Origin of the sequence: Pseudomonas sp. F3-2 (genome assembly GCF_038804275.1) — a bacterium.
Lineage (GTDB): Bacteria > Pseudomonadota > Gammaproteobacteria > Pseudomonadales > Pseudomonadaceae > Aquipseudomonas.
Genome location: NZ_CP152388.1, coordinates 438,062 through 455,908 on the forward strand (window position 1 = coordinate 438,062; position 17,847 = coordinate 455,908).

The 17,847-nt window shown below is 60.9% G+C and carries 16 protein-coding genes; 8 read left to right on the forward strand and 8 right to left on the reverse strand.

Annotated elements, in window-relative coordinates:
• Window positions 1–32: 32 nt before the first annotated feature.
• Both AAGQ88_RS01930 and AAGQ88_RS01935 read right to left on the reverse strand, forming a co-directional pair.
• A complete protein-coding gene (locus tag AAGQ88_RS01930) occupies window positions 33–797 on the reverse strand; it encodes a TOBE domain-containing protein (protein ID WP_342654308.1) in 765 nt (254 codons plus the stop codon).
• A gap of 158 nt (window positions 798–955) precedes the next feature.
• Window positions 956–1,690 (reverse strand): ComF family protein, encoded by a 735-nt coding sequence (locus AAGQ88_RS01935; RefSeq protein WP_342654309.1) that lies wholly within the window; start codon window positions 1,688–1,690, stop codon window positions 956–958.
• Between the two features lie 108 nt (window positions 1,691–1,798).
• Here AAGQ88_RS01935 and bioB point away from each other — a divergent pair, with 108 nt between their 5' ends.
• The 5 genes from bioB (at window position 1,799) to bioD (ending at window position 6,516) form a co-directional block, all read left to right on the forward strand.
• Complete coding sequence (bioB, locus tag AAGQ88_RS01940; RefSeq protein ID WP_342654310.1) at window positions 1,799–2,854, forward strand: biotin synthase BioB; 1,056 nt, start codon at window positions 1,799–1,801, stop codon at window positions 2,852–2,854.
• 138 nt (window positions 2,855–2,992) lie between these two features.
• Window positions 2,993–4,183, forward strand: a complete 1,191-nt coding sequence (bioF, locus tag AAGQ88_RS01945; protein WP_342654311.1) for an 8-amino-7-oxononanoate synthase — start codon at window positions 2,993–2,995, stop codon at window positions 4,181–4,183.
• Window positions 4,176–4,907, forward strand: a complete 732-nt coding sequence (locus AAGQ88_RS01950; RefSeq protein WP_342654312.1) for an alpha/beta fold hydrolase — start codon at window positions 4,176–4,178, stop codon at window positions 4,905–4,907. Before bioF ends, AAGQ88_RS01950 begins: the two co-directional genes overlap by 8 nt.
• Window positions 4,900–5,748: a malonyl-ACP O-methyltransferase BioC gene (gene bioC / locus AAGQ88_RS01955; RefSeq protein WP_342654313.1), complete on the forward strand. Its 849-nt coding sequence runs from the start codon at window positions 4,900–4,902 to the stop codon at window positions 5,746–5,748. Before AAGQ88_RS01950 ends, bioC begins: the two co-directional genes overlap by 8 nt.
• A gap of 87 nt (window positions 5,749–5,835) precedes the next feature.
• Window positions 5,836–6,516: a dethiobiotin synthase gene (gene bioD, locus AAGQ88_RS01960; RefSeq protein WP_093468824.1), complete on the forward strand. Its 681-nt coding sequence runs from the start codon at window positions 5,836–5,838 to the stop codon at window positions 6,514–6,516.
• Between the two features lie 165 nt (window positions 6,517–6,681).
• Here bioD and AAGQ88_RS01965 read toward each other — a convergent pair whose 3' ends face one another.
• From AAGQ88_RS01965 to AAGQ88_RS01990, 6 genes are all read right to left on the reverse strand, one after another.
• Window positions 6,682–8,157 (reverse strand): aldehyde dehydrogenase family protein, encoded by a 1,476-nt coding sequence (locus AAGQ88_RS01965; protein ID WP_342654314.1) that lies wholly within the window; start codon window positions 8,155–8,157, stop codon window positions 6,682–6,684.
• Window positions 8,150–8,968, reverse strand: coding sequence for an ABC transporter permease (locus tag AAGQ88_RS01970; protein ID WP_285426392.1), 819 nt, complete (start codon window positions 8,966–8,968; stop codon window positions 8,150–8,152). The genes AAGQ88_RS01965 and AAGQ88_RS01970 overlap by 8 nt, the downstream gene beginning before the upstream one ends.
• A gap of 1 nt (window position 8,969) precedes the next feature.
• Window positions 8,970–9,899 carry an ABC transporter permease gene (locus AAGQ88_RS01975; protein WP_342654315.1) on the reverse strand — a complete coding sequence of 310 codons (930 nt, stop codon included), beginning with the start codon at window positions 9,897–9,899 and terminating at the stop codon, window positions 8,970–8,972.
• Between the two features lie 42 nt (window positions 9,900–9,941).
• Window positions 9,942–11,093, reverse strand: coding sequence for a spermidine/putrescine ABC transporter substrate-binding protein (locus AAGQ88_RS01980; RefSeq protein WP_342654316.1), 1,152 nt, complete (start codon window positions 11,091–11,093; stop codon window positions 9,942–9,944).
• A 63-nt stretch (window positions 11,094–11,156) separates the two neighbouring features.
• Entirely contained in the window at window positions 11,157–12,293 is a 1,137-nt protein-coding gene (locus tag AAGQ88_RS01985; protein ID WP_342654317.1) for an ABC transporter ATP-binding protein, read from the reverse strand.
• A 131-nt stretch (window positions 12,294–12,424) separates the two neighbouring features.
• Window positions 12,425–13,234: a helix-turn-helix transcriptional regulator gene (locus AAGQ88_RS01990; RefSeq protein WP_342654318.1), complete on the reverse strand. Its 810-nt coding sequence runs from the start codon at window positions 13,232–13,234 to the stop codon at window positions 12,425–12,427.
• Window positions 13,235–13,537: 303 nt separating this feature from the next.
• On the opposite strand from AAGQ88_RS01990, the gene AAGQ88_RS01995 reads away from it, so the two are divergent.
• The 3 genes from AAGQ88_RS01995 (at window position 13,538) to AAGQ88_RS02005 (ending at window position 17,631) form a co-directional block, all read left to right on the forward strand.
• Window positions 13,538–13,834 (forward strand): pyrroloquinoline quinone biosynthesis protein PqqE, encoded by a 297-nt coding sequence (locus AAGQ88_RS01995; protein ID WP_093468587.1) that lies wholly within the window; start codon window positions 13,538–13,540, stop codon window positions 13,832–13,834.
• A gap of 352 nt (window positions 13,835–14,186) precedes the next feature.
• Complete coding sequence (locus AAGQ88_RS02000; RefSeq protein WP_285426387.1) at window positions 14,187–15,992, forward strand: phenylacyl-CoA dehydrogenase; 1,806 nt, start codon at window positions 14,187–14,189, stop codon at window positions 15,990–15,992.
• 343 nt (window positions 15,993–16,335) lie between these two features.
• Window positions 16,336–17,631 (forward strand): GGDEF domain-containing protein, encoded by a 1,296-nt coding sequence (locus tag AAGQ88_RS02005; RefSeq protein ID WP_285426386.1) that lies wholly within the window; start codon window positions 16,336–16,338, stop codon window positions 17,629–17,631.
• Window positions 17,632–17,847: the final 216 nt, after the last annotated feature.

Below are 17,847 nucleotides of genomic sequence, written 5' to 3' on the forward strand. Positions count from 1 at the left end.
GGTCATGGCGTGACAGGACGTTTCAGCAGCACTCAGAGCGGTGTGCCGACGAGCACGTAGGAGGGCGCGAATTGCACGTTCACCTCGCTGCCCGCGCTGAGTTTCTGGGCATCGAGCGATTCTTTTTCAGCCAGTGCGCAGAGTGTCTGACCGCTCGATAGCACAATTCTGACTTCGCACGGGCCGTCTTCGGCGTGCAAAACTTCCTCGATCTTTCCGTTCAGGCAATTGTGTCCAGTTGTTGCCGTCGCGTTTGGCGGCAACAATTCCAGCCAACTGGCCTTGATCAGCGCAAAGACGTCTGTCCCGATTTCCAGCTCCAGGCGCAAGGTGCTGTCGTGAGTGATCTGGGCGTCGACCGACAGTCCGCCCGCCAGTTGCAGGCCGATCATGTCGTTACGACCGAAACGGGTGATGCTCGAAACCTGACCGTGCAACTGGTTGCGGGCGCTGGTGCGCAGCATCAGGCGACTGAGCAGCGCCAGGTCGCTGGATTCTTCCGGACTTTCCAGAAGCTGGGTCTGCAGTGCCTGCAACCGCTGGTAAAGACGCAGCACGCGTTCGCCTTCGGCCGACAGCTTTGCGCCGCCACCGCCACGCCCTCCGACGCTGCGCTCGACGAGTGGCTGCTGCGCCAGGTTGTTCAGCTCGTCGATGGCGTCCCACGCCGCTTTATAACTGAGCCCGGCGCTCTTCGCGGCCCGGGTGATCGAGCCTTGCTCGGCGATGTGTTGCAGCAAGGCGATGCGGTGCGGCCGGCGGACCATGTGTTGGGTCAGGGAAGTGGGTAGCGACATGATGAGCAGGTTTTTTGTGGAGATGAGCGCGGAGTGTAAGCCAAAAAACATCCGTTCAAATGGCGCGGTAACGTGCGTAAGCGAATTCATTCGCGATGCGGGCTGCGCTCGCCGAAGATTCATCGAATGCATAGGGCCGTTGCCAGGGGAATCAGAGCCTAATCCCCGGGCTTGGGCGTTCGTGCCAGGCAATACACATCGACCTGTCTGGCCCCTGCGCCAATCAACAGTCTGGCGATCGTGTCGACGGTTGAGCCTGTGGTCAGCACGTCGTCGATCAGTGCAACGTGTTTGTTCAAGATCGGCAGGGGATCGGTGAGTGCGAATGCTTCGTGCAGATTGCGCTTTCGCGCTTTGGCGTCCAGCCCCTGTTGCGCCGGTGTCTCCTTCACACGTCGCACGGTTTTCTCATCCACTGGCAACGACAGCGATTTACCCAGCCACTGCGCCAGCATCGCCGCCTGGTTGTATCCACGCTGGCGCAGCCTTTTGCTGGCCAGCGGGACGGGGATCAGAACATCGGGGCGCCGCAAGCCTTCGTCAAAACGATGCTGCAGCGTCCGGCCGAGCAATTCGGCCAGCAACCGACCCAACGGCCATTTGCCCTGATGCTTGAAACGTGTGACCAGCGCGTCGATGGGGAAGTCGTACAGCCACGGCACGATGACGTCGCTGAAGGTCGGCGGCTGCCGCGAGCACTGCGCGCAGGTCAGGCCGGACATCGGCATGGGCAATGCGCACCGCTCGCACTGGTCGATGAGCCAGGGGAGATCGGTTTCGCAGTGCGTGCAGATTGAGTGCTGAGTGTCAGCCGGTTCATCGCACAACAAACAAGGCTGTACAGTTTTTAACCAGATGTAAACCTGATGCCCGTTGTGTGGTTGACAGCGCATGGCTCTTCCTTAAATATGCCGAACATCCGTGTTGCGCCTGTGGGCTTTACGGTTTGCCGCTTGTGCGAAACCGCCCGGGTCATCTTCAAATACATCAAGGAGCCGCCCATGAGCGCCAGCATCAATGCCACTTTGCGTCACGACTGGAATCTAGCCGAGGTCAAGGCACTGTTTACACAGCCCTTCAATGACCTGCTGTTTCAGGCGCAAACGGTGCATCGCGCTCATTTCGACGCCAACCGTGTTCAAGTCTCCACGCTGCTTTCGATCAAGACCGGCGCCTGCCCGGAAGACTGCAAGTACTGCCCGCAATCTGGCCATTACAACACCGGTCTTGAGAAAGAAAAGCTGATGCAGGTTCAGCAGGTTCTGGAAGAGGCCGCGCGGGCCAAGGCCATCGGTTCGACCCGTTTCTGCATGGGCGCTGCCTGGAAACACCCGTCGGCCAAGGACATGCCCTACGTGCTGGAAATGGTCAAAGGCGTGAAGGCCATGGGGCTTGAGACGTGCATGACCCTCGGCAAACTGGATCAGGATCAGACCAAGGCACTGGCCGAGGCGGGTCTTGATTACTACAACCACAACCTCGACACCTCGCCGGACTTCTACACCAGCATCATCACCACGCGCACCTACAGCGAGCGCCTGCAAACCCTGGCGTACGTTCGCGACGCGGGCATGAAGATCTGCTCGGGCGGCATTCTGGGCATGGGTGAGTCGCTGGACGACCGCGCCAATCTGCTGATCCAACTGGCCAACCTACCGGAGCATCCTGAATCGGTGCCGATCAACATGCTGGTCAAGGTCGCGGGCACGCCGCTGGCCAACGCCGACGACGTCGATCCGTTCGACTTCATCCGCATGCTGGCGGTCGCGCGCATTCTGATGCCCAAGTCGCACGTGCGCCTGTCGGCTGGCCGCGAGGCGATGAACGATCAGATGCAGGCCTTGGCGTTCTTCGCCGGTGCCAACTCGATCTTCTACGGCGACAAACTGCTGACCACCGCCAACCCGCAGGCCGACAAGGACATGCTGCTATTTTCGCGACTGGGCATTCAACCCGAAGCCCGCGAAGAGCATTCGGATGAAGTGCACCAGGCGGCCATCGAACAGGCGCTCATCGAACAGAAAAGCAGCGAAATGTTTTACGACGCAGCGGTGTGACAGCACGCGGATCCCTTGTAGGAGCGCGCTTGCCCGCGATGGCGGTGTGTCAGTCGGCCAAGATGGCGCAGACAGATCTGTTTCGCGGGCAAGCGCGCTCCTACAGGCCCACATTTTCTGCTTAACCACGAGGCCTGCATGTCTTTCGATCTGAGCGCACGTCTCGCTGCCCGCCGTGCCGAACACCTTTATCGCCAGCGCCCGCTGCTGGAGAGTCCGCAGGGCCCTGAAGTCGTGGTCGATGGTAAGCCGCTGCTCGCGTTCTGCAACAACGACTACATGGGGCTTGCCAGCCATCCCGAGGTGGTCGCCGCCTGGAAAGCCGGGGCGCAGCGCTGGGGCGTAGGTGGCGGTGCTTCGCATCTGGTCATCGGCCACAGCACCCCGCATCACGAACTCGAAGAAGCGCTGGCCGAATTCACCGGCCGACCGCGCGCCTTGCTGTTCTCCAACGGTTATATGGCCAACCTTGGCACGGTCACCGCGCTGGTGGGGCAGGGCGACACGGTGCTCGAGGACCGACTCAACCACGCGTCCCTCCTGGATGCCGGGCTGCTGAGCGGCGCTCGGTTTTCCCGCTATCTGCACAACGACCCGCAAAGCCTGAGCTCGCGGCTGCAAAAATCCGTCGGCGACACGCTGGTGGTGACGGACGGCGTCTTCAGCATGGACGGCGACATCGCCGACCTGCCGGCGCTGGCGAAAGTCGCCAGAGCACGCAACGCCTGGCTGATGGTCGATGACGCCCACGGGTTTGGTCCGCTGGGCGCTCACGGTGCCGGTATCGTCGAACATTTCGGCTTGAGCATGGAGGACGTGCCCGTGCTGATCGGCACGCTGGGCAAATCGTTCGGCACCGCGGGCGCGTTCGTCGCGGGCAGCGATGAGCTGATCGAGACGCTGATCCAGTTCGCCCGGCCCTACATTTACACCACCAGCCAGCCACCCGCGCTGGCCTGCGCCACCTTGAAAAGCCTGGAACTGCTGCGCACCGAGCACTGGCGCCGCGAGCATCTGCAAGCGCTGATCAAGCAGTTCCGCGAAGGCGCGCAGGCGATTGGCCTCCAGTTGATGGACAGCTTCACGCCGATCCAGCCCATTCTCATCGGCGACAGCGACCGGGCTATGCGCCTGTCGCAGATGCTCCGTGATCGCGGCCTCATGGTCACGGCCATTCGGCCGCCCACTGTTCCTTCCGGAAGTGCACGCTTGCGCGTGACGCTGTCTGCCGCCCACAGCCACGCGCAGGTGCAGCTATTGTTGGAAGCACTGGAGCAGTGCTACCCGCTGCTGGGGGAAAGTGCGTCGATGGAGCCACATCATGCGTGACCGTTTGATTCTTTTGCCGGGCTGGGGGCTTGGCGTTTCGCCGCTGGAGCCGCTGGCTGCGGCGTTGCGAGGTCTGGACGAACATCTGCATGTCGAAATAGAACCGTTGCCCGACCTGGACAACGATGACCTCGACGACTGGCTCGACGAACTCGACGCCACGCTGGCCGACAACGTCTGGCTCGGCGGCTGGTCGCTGGGCGGCATGCTGGCGGCCGAACTGGCCGCGCGGCGGGGCGAGCGGTGCTGTGGTCTGGCGACGTTCGCCAGCAACGTGTGTTTCGTCGCCAGAAGTCAGTGGCCCAATGCGATGGCGCAGACCGATTTCGACGCATTCATTGCGGGCTGCAAGTCCGATCCGGAAGCGACCCTCAAACGCTTCAGTCTGCTGTGCGTGCAGGGCGCTGAAGAGCCGCGCGCCCTGTCGCGTCAACTCAAGGCGGGCGCACCGCATGGATCGAGCAGTGGCCTGATCGAGGGCCTAAAACTGCTCGAACAGATGGACACGCGCGCGGCGCTTCAGGCGTTTCGCGGCCCGCAATTGCATCTGTTCGGCGGGCTCGATGCCTTGGTGCCGGCTGAAGCATCGGCGGATTTGCTGACACTTTTGCCCGACATTGAGGTCGGTGTCATCGAGCAGGCCAGCCACGCGTTCATTCTGGAAAATCCACATGGCGTGGCGGCGGCGGTCCAGGCGTTCCTACATGAGTCCGGTGATGACTGATCTTTCCCATTGTGCGGTGCTCAAAGCCGTGAAACAGCAACAGGCGACCCTCCAGAGCCACCTTCCTGACAAGCGTCAGGTAGCGGCCTCCTTCTCCAAAGCGGCGGCCAGCTATGACAGCGTGGCGGACCTGCAGCGTGCAGTGGGCACAGAACTGCTGTCGCGCTTGCCGGACCTTTCGCCCTCGCGCTGGCTGGATCTGGGCAGCGGCACTGGTTACTTCAGCCGCATGCTGGCCGAGCGATTCGCTCAGGTTGAAGGTGTTGCACTGGATATCGCCGAAGGCATGCTGCGACATGCACGTCCATTGGGCGGCGCTCAACACTACGTGGCGGGCGATGCCGAAAACCTCCCTCTGCGCGATGGCTGTGTCGGGCTGATATTCTCCAGCCTGGCGGTGCAATGGTGTTCGGATTTTTCAGCGGTACTGGCGCAGGCCGAACGCGTGCTTCAGTCGGGCGGCGTCTTTGCTTTTGCCAGCCTGTGTGTCGGGACCTTGTATGAGTTGCGCGACAGTTGGCAGGCCGTTGACGGCATGGTTCACGTCAACCGTTTCCGCAGTTTCGACGACTACCAGCGTCTCTGCGCCGCAAGTGGAATGCACGTGCGCAGCCTCGATGTGTTACCGCATGTGCTGCATTATCCCGACGTTCGCAGCCTGACCCACGAGTTGAAAGCGTTAGGCGCTCACAACATCAATCCCGGCCGTCCTGGTGGGCTGACGGGCAGGGCGAGGATTCAGGCGCTGATTCAGGCCTACGAGGCGTTTCGTCAGGAAGAGGGCCTGCCAGCGACGTATCAAGTCGTCTACGGCGTGCTGGAAAAGCCATCGATTGTTTAAAAAGTGACCGATTTAGCGAGCGCCGTTCGTGTGGGCGCTATAGTGATAAGGCAATTGTTTGAAATATCTGAACGGATGGTCGCCACGATGAGCGTTGCTTATTTCATCACGGGAACCGATACCGATGTTGGCAAGACCACCATTGCGACGGGACTCCTTTACGCGGCGCGACAGTCCGGACTGAGCACAGCGGCGGGCAAGCCCGTCGCGTCGGGTTGCGACGTGAAGCCAAAAGGGCTGCGTAATTCCGATGCCGTCGCATTGCGAGCCGAATGCTCGATTCCGCTGACCTATAACGAGGTCAACCCGGTCGCTTTCGAACCGGCCATCGCCCCACACCTGGCCGCCCGCGAGGCAGGTGTTGCATTGACGGTGCAGTCATTGCTGGGCCCGATGCGGCACATCCTCGGCAAAAAGGCCGATTTCACCTTGATCGAAGGCGCGGGCGGCTGGCGCGTGCCGCTGGCCGATCAGGCCAATCTCTCTGATCTTGCCATCGCGTTGAAGCTGCCGGTGATTCTGGTGGTGGGCGTGCGCCTGGGGTGTATCAGCCACGCGCTGTTATCGGCCGAAGCGATTGCCAATGATGGGCTGCAACTGGCGGGCTGGGTGGCGAACATTATCGATCCGAAGACTTCACGTCTGGAGGAGAACCTTGCCACGCTGGCCGAGCGGCTGCCCGCGCCTTGCCTGGGCCGGGTGCCGCACATGAAGAAGGCCACTGCGGAGATGATCGCCGAGCATCTGCATCTGGAGTTGCTGGATTAACGCGCTTTGGGGATGTTCCGCGAACTGCCGGGGCCTTCTCAGCGAATCCAGACAGCCCGGCGTGTCAGACACAGCCGGTGCGCCGGTTCTGCTGCCGCTTCGCGCCAGTTCGCGGGACAAGCCACGCTCCTGCATTTAGGGGCAGGAGCGAGATCTGCGGTAAGCTCACTGCTGCAAATACCAGCCCCAAGGCTGGTCGCTGATGTACTCGGTCACCTGCTTGACCTCCAGATAATTGTCCAGGCCCCACTGACCCAATTCCCTGCCGATGCCGCTGTGTTTCATCCCGCCCCACGGCGCTTCGACGAACGTGGGTTGTGAGCAGTTGACCCAGACGATGCCAGCGCGCAGGTGGTTGGCGACTCGCGTCGCTCTTTGCGGGTCGGCGCTCATGACCGCTGCGGCGAGGCCGAAGCGACTGGCGTTGGCCATCTGCACCGCTTGCTGTTCGTCCTTGAAGCGCTTCACGCAGAGCACCGGCCCGAAGATTTCTTCACGCCAGACGATACTGTTGTCAGCGGGCTCATCGAAAATCGCCGGTTCCATGAAGTAGCCCTCGGTCAGGTGCGCTGGCCGCTTGCCTCCGGTCAACAACCGGGCGCCGCTGGCTTTGCCCTGATCAACGAAACCCAGCACTTTTTCGTACTGCCCCCGACTCACCAGTGGGCCCAGCAATACGCCGGGTTCGAGGCCTTGGCCGATGGAGATTTTGCGTGTCTCGTCCACCAGCCGTTCAATCAGGCGTGGGGCAATGTTCTCCTGCACCAGCAGCCGGGAGGTCGCGCTGCACACTTGCCCCTGATTCCAGAAAATCCCGAACAGAATCCACTCGACCGCCGCCTCGACGTCAGCGTCATCGAACACGATGAACGCCGATTTTCCGCCCAGTTCAAGACTGATGTTTTTGATGTCGCCCGCCGCAGCCGACATGATTTTCGACCCGGTAGGCACGCTGCCGGTGAAGGCCAGCTTATCGACGCCCGGATGCAACGTCAGCGGGCTTCCCGCCTCGGCGCCCAGCCCGGTCACGACATTGAGCACTCCGGCGGGCAGGCCGATGCGATCTGCCGCGCCTGCCAGTTCCAGCGCAGTCAGCGGCGTCAGTTCAGAGGGTTTGAGTACCACCGTGGCGCCCGCAGCCAGTGCCGGCGCGACTTTCCACGCGGCCATCAGTAGCGGGTAATTCCACGGAATGATCTGGCCGGCCACGCCGATGGGCTCCAGACGAACGCGGCAACGAAAGCGCTCATCGGGCAGCGCCAGTGGCTGATCCTGTCGGTCATCCAGCTCGCGGGCCAGACCGGCGTAATAGCGGAAGCACGCAATCGCATCGCCAATGTCCCACTGCGCTTCGGGCAGCGGCTTGCCGTTATCGCGCACTTCCAGCGTCGCCAGTGCATCCTGCGAGCTTTGCAGCTCATCGGCCAGCGCTTCCAGCCAGGTCGCGCGCTCGGCGCCGGTGGACTTCCCCCAATCGCTGTCGAACGCGCGGCGTGCAGCGCGCACGGCATGATCAATGTCTTCTTCCGTGCCGGCCGAGACCCGTTGCAGCGTCTGTTCGGTCGCCGGATCGATGACGTCCAGATAACCGCCAAGGTCGGGGCTGACCCACTCGCCGTTGATGTACAACTGATCACGCATGTGAGGCTCCTGTGCGGCGATTCTGCAGATGGCGGGAGGTGAACAGCAGCGCCAGCGAAGCGCAGATGATCACGGTCGAAACGGCGTTGATCTCCGGCGTGACGCCGCGCCGGATGGACGAGAAGATGTAAATCGGCAGCGTGGTTTCAGGTCCTGCCACGAAGAAGGCGATGATGAAATCGTCGAAGCTGAAGGTGAACGCCAGGAGAAAGCCCGCCATGATCGCCGGGGTGATTTGCGGCAGCGTCACGCGCCAGAAGGTTTCCAGCGGTGGCGCGTACAGGTCGGCGGAAGCCTCCTGCAGCGCTTTGTCGAGTGAGTCAACGCGACTGCGCACGATCACCATCACCAACGCCATGGTGAACAGCGAGTGTGCGGCGACCACTGTGAAGAAGCCCATGTTCAGCCTGGGCATGCTCGGCATCAACTGCGCCAGCAGCGGGTTCAGCACGTCGAACACGCTGATGAAGGCGATCAGCGTGGAGATGCCGATGACGATGCCGGGAATGATGATCGCGCAGTAGGTCAATGCATCGAACACCAGACGCACTTTGCTGCCGGCCCGTTGCAGGCCGAAGACCGCGAGTGTGCCGAACAGGGTCGCCAATACCGCCGAGCACGCGGCGATCAATGCGCTGTTGCCCAGTGCTTCCATTATGAACGGGTTGCTGAACGCTCGGCCGAACCACTGCACCGAACAGCATTCGAAGGCCAGACCGCTGCGTCCGGCGTTGAAGCTGAACAGCATGATCAGCGCGATGGGCAAATACAGAAACAGGTACAGCGAGGTGGAGTACGTGCGCAGCCACATGTCAGAGCGCTCCTTCGCCAGGTTTGCCGCCGAAGCGGGCGACCAGTTTTAGATAGACGCCGATGATCACCAGCATGATTGCCACCAGCGTCATCGCCAGTGCGCTGCCGAACGGCCAGTTGCGCGATTGCAGGAACAGGTCCACCAGTGCGTTGCCGACGAAGAACACCTTGCCGCCACCGAGCACGGCCGGGATCAGAAACTCCCCCATCAGCAGAATGAACACCAGCATGACTCCAGTGATGATCCCCGGCGCTGACAGCGGCAATGTGATGCGCCGGAAGCTCTCGAAGGCGCTGGCACCCAGATCCGCTGACGCTTCAAGCAGGCGCTTGTCGAGTTTTTCTAGGCTCACGTAAATCGGGAACACCATCAGCGGCAGATAGCCGTAGACGATGCCGATCAGCACCGCGTACGGCGTGTTGATCAGGCGAACATCATCCAGACCGACGCTCGCCAGCAAGGCGGGAATGCCCTTGCCGCTGAGAATGAAAATCCACGCGTAGGTGCGAATCAGGAAACTGGTCCAGAACGGCACGATCACCAGCGTCAGCAGTAACGACCGGTTCTTCCCTGCCTTGACCGCGAGAAAATAGGCCAGCGGATATGCTGCCAGCAGGCACATCAGCGTACCCAGCGGCGCCAGCACCAGCGTATTGCTGAACGCTGCCGCGCGTGAGCCCAGATTGAAGTAGTTGGCCAGCGTCAGGCCGCCGGCATAGCCGCCGACGGCGCTGCGCTCGCCAAAGCTGAAAACCAGGATGATCACCAGCGGCATCACCAGAAGCAGCAGGAACCACAAGGTCGATGGCAGCAACATCAGCAACGTGATGCGTCGCGCGAGACTGCGCCGCTTGTTCTGCGCGAGTTGGCTTTCAGCGTCTGCGGCGCTGCTCTCGGCGTGTCGGGCCGAATTGATGACGGCATCCATGGACGGTTCCTTATGGCTCAAGACGGTTGCTCGGGTGATCGATCAGGCGGACTTGAAGCGAGCCATCAACTCGGCGCGCAACGGACTTGTCAGGGTCGCGGCGGCACCGAATTCCAGCGGGCTCAATTGCTCGGCGGCCGGGTACATGATCGGGTCATTGAGCATCTCTTTGGGCAGCAGGGCATCGACGCGCTTGTCACCGCTCGGGTAGCCGTGGCTCAGCACTTCCAGCTTGTTGTGCTGCGGGTCGAGCAGGTAATTGATGAACGCGTAGGCGGCATCCTTGTGTTCGGCGCTTTTGGGGATCGCGAAGAAGTCGCTCCACAGCTCGCCGCCTTCCTTGCCCAAGGCATAAACCATCGACGGAATGTCCCGATGCAGTTGCGAGGCATCGCCGGTCCAGGACATCGCCAGAATGGCGTCGCCGCTGCGCATGGACGGCTGAATGTCGGAGTTGATCGCGAACAGGTGAGGCTTGACCTCGATCAGCAGTTTCTCCGCGTCGGCCAGTTCTTTCGGGTCGAGGGAGTTGAAGCTGTAGCCAAAGGATTTGAGGGCGTTGCCGATCGCGGTCAGCTGGTAATCGTGAACCATCGTGCGGCCGTCGGCCTGATCCTTGGCGATCGCCCAGAACTCTTTCCACGACGTCGGTTTGGCCTTGAGCTTGGCGCTGTCGTAAGCCATGCCGGTGGTGCCCCAGTTTTTCGGCACCGCGTATACCTTGCCATCGACTGTGCCCTGGGCCATGAACTTCTCTTGGAAAGCCGAGGCGTCGAAGTTGGGAATGCGTGCCAGGTCCAACGGCTCGATCAGGCCCAGCTTCACGTACGTGCTGATGGTGTAGTTGGTCGGCACCAGCACGTCCCAGCCGCTGCCACCTGCCTGCAGTTTGGCGAGCATCTCTTCGTTGGAGCCGAACACGCTCATCGCTACGCGGGCGCCGGTGGTCTTGGCGAAGTTATCGAGGTTTTCCTGGCTGTGATAATTCGGCCAGGTCGCCAGGCCAAGGCGGTCGCCGATGTTCTTGTCGGCACCCAGTGCGCTGGCGCCCGGACTGCCAGCCAGCAGGCCGGGCATGTTAGTGGCCACCACCGCGGCGGCAATGCCAAGACCGGTGCGTCCCAGGAAGTCGCGGCGCGTGATCGAGCCGTTCTGCCAGCTGCGCATCGTCTTGATGAAGGTCTTCTGGTCCATGGCATTCTCCCCGTCTGATAAATGATTCAATCGTTAGAGTGGCTTTGCTCGTTGCTCAAGTCGCTACAGCGCCATGGCCAGGCCGCTGGCGTTGTTCCAGCCCACCTGCACGGCTGCGCCGTGTTCAAACCCGGCGTGATCGAAACTGCCCTGACCACTCGCGCCTTGCTGACGTGGCACCCGCACGCAGACGATGCCGAAGGGCTGTGTGCGCACGCGGTATTCGGTGATGTTGCCCAGATAGATGCGGTCTTCGACGCAGCCGTCGAGCGTCACGTCCCGGCCCTGCAGGCTGCCTTTGGCGGCGATGTCGATCAGCTCCGGACGCACCGCGATGCAGCCTTCGCTATTGGCGCTCAATGGCAAGCCGTTGGGTGTCAGCGGGCTGCTCAGTTCAATGCCCTGAGCGGTGCGCAACAGCGCCGAATTGCCCTGCACGTGGCGCACGGTGCCGCTGAACAGGTTGGATTCGCCGATGAAGTCAGCCACGTAGCGCGTGGCCGGGGCCTCGTAGAGTTGTTCGGGGGACGCGGTCTGGATGATCGAGCCGCTGTGCATGACGCTGATGCTGTCGCTCATGGACAGCGCCTCTTCCTGATCGTGGGTGACCAGCACGAACGTGATGCCCACTTCACGTTGCAGGCGCAGCAGTTCGGATTGCATCTCCTTGCGCAGTTTGCGATCCAGCGCCGCGAGCGGTTCGTCCAACAGCAGCACGGTCGGTTTATTGACCAGCGCGCGTGCGAGGGCCACGCGCTGTTGCTGGCCGCCGGACAGCTCGCTGGGCTTGCGATGCCCGAGCCCTGAAAGCCGCACCATTTCCAGCGCTTCATCGGCGCGGCGCTGCTGTTCTTTTTTGTCCGGACGAGGTGTGAGGTAGCGCAAACCGTAGGCGATGTTCTGCGACACAGTCATGTGCGGGAACAGCGCGTAATGCTGAAACACCATGTTGACCGGGCGTTGATAGGCCGGCACGCCCGCGACGTTCTTGCCTGCCAGACGCACTTCGCCAAGGGTGGGCTGATCGAAGCCTGCAATCATGCGCAGGGTGGTGGTCTTGCCGCAGCCCGAGCCGCCGAGGAAGGAATGGAAGGTGCCGCGCCGAACCTGGAAACTCAGGTTGTTGACGGCTTTCAGGTTCCCGTAGTGCTTCTCTACGTTGCAGAACTCGATATCGTTTTCGTGGCGATTGTCACTCATTGTTGGCTCTCGCATTCCAGTGCATGGGTCGCTGCAATGGAAGCCAAACTAGCAATCGCTGTTTTGCGCTGTATATATCCCTTCGGGGATAGAGGTCGTATCCGGTGCGGGTGTCAGGTCAGGGTGCCGGGTCAGGCTGAGACAGCAATGTCCGGGCCTGTCAGCTCGCGAATAAACAGCCCCAGCAGTTCGGCCTGACTGCCGATGCCCAGTTTGGCGTAGATGTTTTTGCGATGGATTTTGACGGTGCCCGGGCTGATGACCAGTTGTTCTGCTACCGACGCACTGGAGTGGCCGCGCAGCAACAGGCGGACAATTTCCTGCTCGCGGCCAGTGAGAATGTGATCACCGAAATGATCGAAAGCTGCGTGCACCTTGTAGTCCAGATCTTGCGGTGAGCGAGGCTGCTCAACGCGGTGCAGCCGCCAGGTGTCGATGATGATGTGTTCGACGATTGCCTGCGCGCATTCCATCAGCTGCAACTCATCGCGGCTGAACGCCGAACTGGCGGTCGCGCGCATCAGCGACAGCACGGCCATGGCGTCGCCACCCAGGTCGACGAAAAACGCGACCTCTTCCGCAAGGCCGGTCTGCTGGTAGTACGCCAGGTAATACTCGCTGAGGTAAAAGTGATCGGGCGCAAACTGCCGCAGGCGCCATAGACCGGGCGGCTGCTTGCGCGTGCAGGCGAGGTAAAACGGGTCGAGCAGATAGGGTCCGACCTGATAGTCGTCGACGTAAACCCTGCGCTTGTCCGGCGCAAAAGTATCAAACAGGGCAAGCGGGCGATGGTTGCCCTCGTAGACGAACAGAACGAAATGGTCGACAGGCGCAATCTGCCTCAACCACTGGCTCAACCCGGCCAGTCGCGCACCGCCGGCCGGAAGGTCGAGGAGGTGGGCGATTGCGTTGGTCCAGTGTTTCAGTTCCTTTGGGCGCATGGGCGATCGACAGCTGTTCCATGGGGATCGGTTCGGCAAAAGATGCAGGATGTGCGCCACAGCACAGTTCACGCGGATGGCGAAGGCAGGCGGGGCATGAAGCGGTTATGGTTGTATCGCCGGATGTGTCGCGATGCACCATCTTCAGGCACAACCTGTCACCGGTCGCTACGCGGTAACGTCTTGGAAATGGCAACCACGCTCTATTAGAAGGCCCGTTGCCATTATGGTTTTTGACGGGTGTTTTGCGGGTTCGTCTGGTTCAATGCTGACTGTTCGCTTTATGAACAGAGGATCGTGGTCATGCAAATCTCACTGAATAACACCCTGTACCCCGGCCTGAGCGCAATTCAGGTCGGTCAGGACCGTGTCGATCAGGCTGCCACCCAGCTGGCAAACCCTGGCACGGAAGTGTCTGGCCGCACCCAGTCCTCGGACTTTCAGCTCGAACGCCTGCGCGCCGTCGATCGTCCGCCCGCTTCGGACATGGCCACCAATATCGTCGAACTGACCCAAGGCCGGATTCAGGTTCAGGCGGGCGTCAAAGTCGAAAAAGCCAGCGATGAAATGCTCGGCACGCTGATCGATACCTACGCCTGACTTGTTCACCCTCTGATTCCTGACGTGCGCTTCGGCGCACGTTTGCGTTGCGCCTCCCTTCTGAATAACGCCCTATCAGCCGTCCGAATCGCGGTCGTCTGACGGCCGTCTTCAACGCCTGCTCAACTAGACTCAATGCACATCCTTTCGGCGCTACATGGTGGCGCAGGCGCCTCCGTGCGCGCCGACGATGAAAGGTTCGGACGCACCCTTGACAAGGTTTAGGCGTAAACGTATGTTTCAAACACCTGTTTGACCGCCGGACAAACAAGAATTCCGGTGGCAGGGGCCATGCCCCGCAGTGACCGAACGGTCATATAAATCCAGAATTCATCAGCAGAGGTTTATCGCTATGCCTGACTACAAGGCCCCCTTGCGTGATATTCGCTTCGTTCGTGACGAGCTGCTCGGCTACGAAGCGCACTATCAGAGTCTGCCAGCATGCCAGGACGCCACGCCTGACATGGTTGACGCCATTCTCGAGGAAGGCGCCAAGTTTTGTGAGCAGGTATTGGCCCCGCTGAACCGTGTCGGCGACACCGAAGGATGCACCTGGAGCGAGTCCGGCGTGAAGACGCCGACTGGTTTCAAAGAAGCGTACAAGCAGTTCGTCGAAGGCGGCTGGCCGAGTCTGGCGCACGACGTCGCCCATGGTGGTCAGGGTCTGCCTGAGTCGCTGGGCCTTGCGGTCAGCGAAATGGTCGGTGAAGCCAACTGGTCGTGGGGCATGTACCCAGGCCTGTCCCATGGCGCGATGAACACCATTTCCGAACACGGCACCCCTGAGCAGCAAGAGGCTTACCTGACCAAACTGGTGTCGGGCGAGTGGACCGGCACCATGTGCCTGACCGAACCTCACTGCGGCACTGACCTTGGCATGCTGCGCACCAAAGCCGAGCCACAGGCTGATGGTTCTTACAAAGTGTCTGGCACCAAGATTTTCATCTCCGCCGGTGAACACGACATGGCCGATAACATCGTCCACATCGTGCTGGCGCGCCTGCCCGACGCGCCTGCCGGCACCAAAGGCATCTCGTTGTTCATCGTTCCCAAATTCCTGCCGGCTGCCGATGGCAGTGTCGGCGAGCGCAACGCTGTTGCCTGCGGCTCGCTGGAACACAAGATGGGCATTCACGGCAACGCCACCTGCGTGATGAACTTCGACGGCGCGACCGGCTTCTTGATCGGCCCGCCGAACAAAGGTCTGAACTGCATGTTCACGTTCATGAACACTGCACGTCTGGGCACCGCTTTGCAGGGTCTGGCCCACGCCGAGATCGGCTTTCAGGGCGGCCTGAAATACGCGCGTGAACGCCTGCAGATGCGTTCCTTGACCGGTCCGAAAGCTCCGGACAAAGCCGCTGACCCAATCATCGTTCACCCTGATGTGCGTCGTATGCTGCTGACCATGAAGGCATTCGCCGAGGGCACTCGCGCGATGGTTTACTTCACCGCCAAGCAGGTCGACATCGTTAAATACAGCGAAGACGCCGACGCCAAGAAGCACGCCGATGGCTTGCTGGCTTTCATGACGCCGATTGCCAAGGCCTTCATGACCGAAGTCGGTTTCGAATCCGCCAACCATGGCGTGCAGATTTATGGTGGCCACGGTTTCATCGCCGAATGGGGCATGGAGCAGAACGTTCGCGACAGCCGTATTTCGATGCTGTACGAAGGCACCACCGGTGTTCAGGCACTGGACCTGCTGGGTCGTAAAGTGCTGATGACCCAGGGCGAAGCGCTGAAGGGCTTCACCAAGATCGTGCACAAGTTCTGCCAGTCGCAGGAAGGCAACGAAGCGGTAAACGAATTCGTCACGCCGCTCGCTGCGCTGAACAAAGAGTGGGGCGAACTGACCATGAAGGTCGGCATGGCGGCCATGAAAGACCGTGAAGAAGTCGGCGCCGCCTCGGTGGATTACCTGATGTTCTCCGGTTACGTATGCCTGGCCTATTTCTGGGCAGACATGGCGCGCGTCGCTGCCGAGAAACTGGCTGCCGGCACCACCGAAGAAGCGTTCTACACCGCCAAGCTGCAGACTGCGCGCTTCTACTTCCAGCGCATCCTGCCGCGTACTCGCACTCACGTGGCGGCCATGCTGTCGGGTGCCAACAACCTGATGGACATGAACGAAGAGCACTTCGGCCTGGCTTACTGATTCACCGGCTGGTTTTCCCTCAAAGCCGCTTGTTCTTCGGAGCAAGCGGCTTTTTTGCGTCTAGCGCCTCACCTTGGCTCTGCAGGGCCATGGCTTGGCCTGCGATCGGCTGTGGTGCAGCCGTAGATTGAGGTCCGCTGATTGGATCGCGTCAGTGGTGTCGAGGACGGCTTCTCGCCGAGCGCGAAACCGGATGGGCAACCCGCATGCAGGTGCGCCGGTTTACAGGCGTCAGAAAAGTGATCAATTTCTCATTTTCTCCTCATCAAATAGGTAACATGGCCGATACAGGCACAATGCCATTTGATTTGCACTCGCTTCATTCGGGTAGGAGATAGTCCTCTTGCTGCGCCCTTCCGCCGCTCGTCTCAGCCACTTTTTACCGTCTCTGGCCCTGCTGTTCGCCGGACTCGCGGCTGCGTACGTGAAGGACCTCAATGTGTTCTTCACGTCTCTTTTCAACGTACTTCCCACTCTGGTGCTCTTGCTCGGCGGCGCTTACTGCGGCGTGTACAAGCGCCAGCGTGAGCTGTTTCTGATGATCACGGTGTACATCGCCTATTTCCTGCTCGATACCCAGACGGATTACTACCGCGACAACGGCAAAGTCCGCGAGGACGCCGCGGTGGTGTTTCATCTTTGCTGCCTGCTGTTGCCTGTGATGTTCGGGCTGTTCGCCGCCTGGGAAGAACGCACGCATCTGTTTCAGGATCTGGTCGCCCGATTGGCCGTCCTGGTGGCGGTCGGCAGCGTGGCGCTGGGGCTTGAGCAAAGCTTTCCGGAGAGCCTCCTGGCCTGGCTGGCGGACATCCGCTGGCCTGCGTTGCATGGCGAATGGATGAGCCTGATCCAGCTGTCGTATGCGACGTTCCTCATCGCCTTTGCCGTGCTGATCACCCAGTACCTGCGCAAGCCCCGCCCGCTGCACGCCGCTCAACTGGTTGGCTTGCTGGGACTGTTCTGGGCATTGCCGAAGACGTTCATTCTGCCGTTCACGCTGAACATCATGTGCAGCCAGGTGATGCTCATGATCGCCTCGGCGGTCGCGCACGAGGCTTACCAGATGGCGTTTCGCGATGAGCTGACCGGATTGCCGGGACGACGAGCGCTCAACGAGCGCATGCAGCGGCTGGGACGCAACTATGTGCTGGCGATGAGCGACGTCGATCACTTCAAGAAATTCAACGACACCCACGGCCATGACGTCGGCGACCAGGTGTTGCGCCTGGTCGCCAGCAAGCTGTCGAGAATCACCAACGGCGGCGGGCGAGCCTACCGTTACGGAGGCGAAGAGTTTGCCATCGTGTTTGCCGGCAAGACCCTGGAGGAGTGCATGCCGCACCTTGAGGTCATCCGCGAAACCATTGCCGGCTACCAGATTCATCTGCGCAACCAGGAAAACCGACCCAACGACGATCAGCAGGGCCGTCAGCGTCGGGCCGGTTCCCAGGCGTCGACTGTTTCGGTCACGGTGAGCATGGGCGTTGCTGAGCGCCTGCCGGAGCATCGCAACCCGGAAGAAGTGCTCAAGGCGGCCGACCAGGCGCTTTATGCCGCCAAGGGAGCGGGTCGAAATTGCGTCGTTGCGCACGGTCAGACGAACAAGCGTGGCGCAGTCCGGATGGCGGCAGCGAGCTGATTTCCGCTCCAATTCTGTTAGCAATCAAAGGCTTTCACCGAGGGGTGGAGGCCTTCTTTTTGTCTGCAAGAATTGAGTGACCAAATATGCGTTAAAAGTCACTACTTGACCCTATGTGTCTCAAATGGTGTTCCTGTACACTGGATTCACTGACACATGGACGCCGCAACAAGCCTTGCGGCGTTGCTTTTTCCCCGGGTTCCGCTGCCGTTAACG

Excerpts from the sequence above, each read along its gene's own strand:
- bioD (WP_093468824.1), top strand. The coding sequence starts at position 5,836 with ATGAGCGTTGCTTATTTCATCACGGGAACCGATACCGATGTTGGCAAG.
- AAGQ88_RS01965 (WP_342654314.1), bottom strand. The coding sequence starts at position 8,157 with ATGCGTGATCAGTTGTACATCAACGGCGAGTGGGTCAGCCCCGACCTT.
- AAGQ88_RS02000 (WP_285426387.1), top strand. The coding sequence starts at position 14,187 with ATGCCTGACTACAAGGCCCCCTTGCGTGATATTCGCTTCGTTCGTGAC.
- bioC (WP_342654313.1), top strand. The coding sequence starts at position 4,900 with ATGACTGATCTTTCCCATTGTGCGGTGCTCAAAGCCGTGAAACAGCAA.
- bioB (WP_342654310.1), top strand. The coding sequence starts at position 1,799 with ATGAGCGCCAGCATCAATGCCACTTTGCGTCACGACTGGAATCTAGCC.
- AAGQ88_RS01985 (WP_342654317.1), bottom strand. The coding sequence starts at position 12,293 with ATGAGTGACAATCGCCACGAAAACGATATCGAGTTCTGCAACGTAGAG.
- AAGQ88_RS01950 (WP_342654312.1), top strand. The coding sequence starts at position 4,176 with ATGCGTGACCGTTTGATTCTTTTGCCGGGCTGGGGGCTTGGCGTTTCG.
- AAGQ88_RS01990 (WP_342654318.1), bottom strand. The coding sequence starts at position 13,234 with ATGCGCCCAAAGGAACTGAAACACTGGACCAACGCAATCGCCCACCTC.
- AAGQ88_RS01980 (WP_342654316.1), bottom strand. The coding sequence starts at position 11,093 with ATGGACCAGAAGACCTTCATCAAGACGATGCGCAGCTGGCAGAACGGC.
- AAGQ88_RS01975 (WP_342654315.1), bottom strand. The coding sequence starts at position 9,899 with ATGGATGCCGTCATCAATTCGGCCCGACACGCCGAGAGCAGCGCCGCA.
- bioF (WP_342654311.1), top strand. The coding sequence starts at position 2,993 with ATGTCTTTCGATCTGAGCGCACGTCTCGCTGCCCGCCGTGCCGAACAC.
- AAGQ88_RS01935 (WP_342654309.1), bottom strand. The coding sequence starts at position 1,690 with ATGCGCTGTCAACCACACAACGGGCATCAGGTTTACATCTGGTTAAAA.
- AAGQ88_RS01930 (WP_342654308.1), bottom strand. The coding sequence starts at position 797 with ATGTCGCTACCCACTTCCCTGACCCAACACATGGTCCGCCGGCCGCAC.
- AAGQ88_RS01970 (WP_285426392.1), bottom strand. The coding sequence starts at position 8,968 with ATGTGGCTGCGCACGTACTCCACCTCGCTGTACCTGTTTCTGTATTTG.
- AAGQ88_RS01995 (WP_093468587.1), top strand. The coding sequence starts at position 13,538 with ATGCAAATCTCACTGAATAACACCCTGTACCCCGGCCTGAGCGCAATT.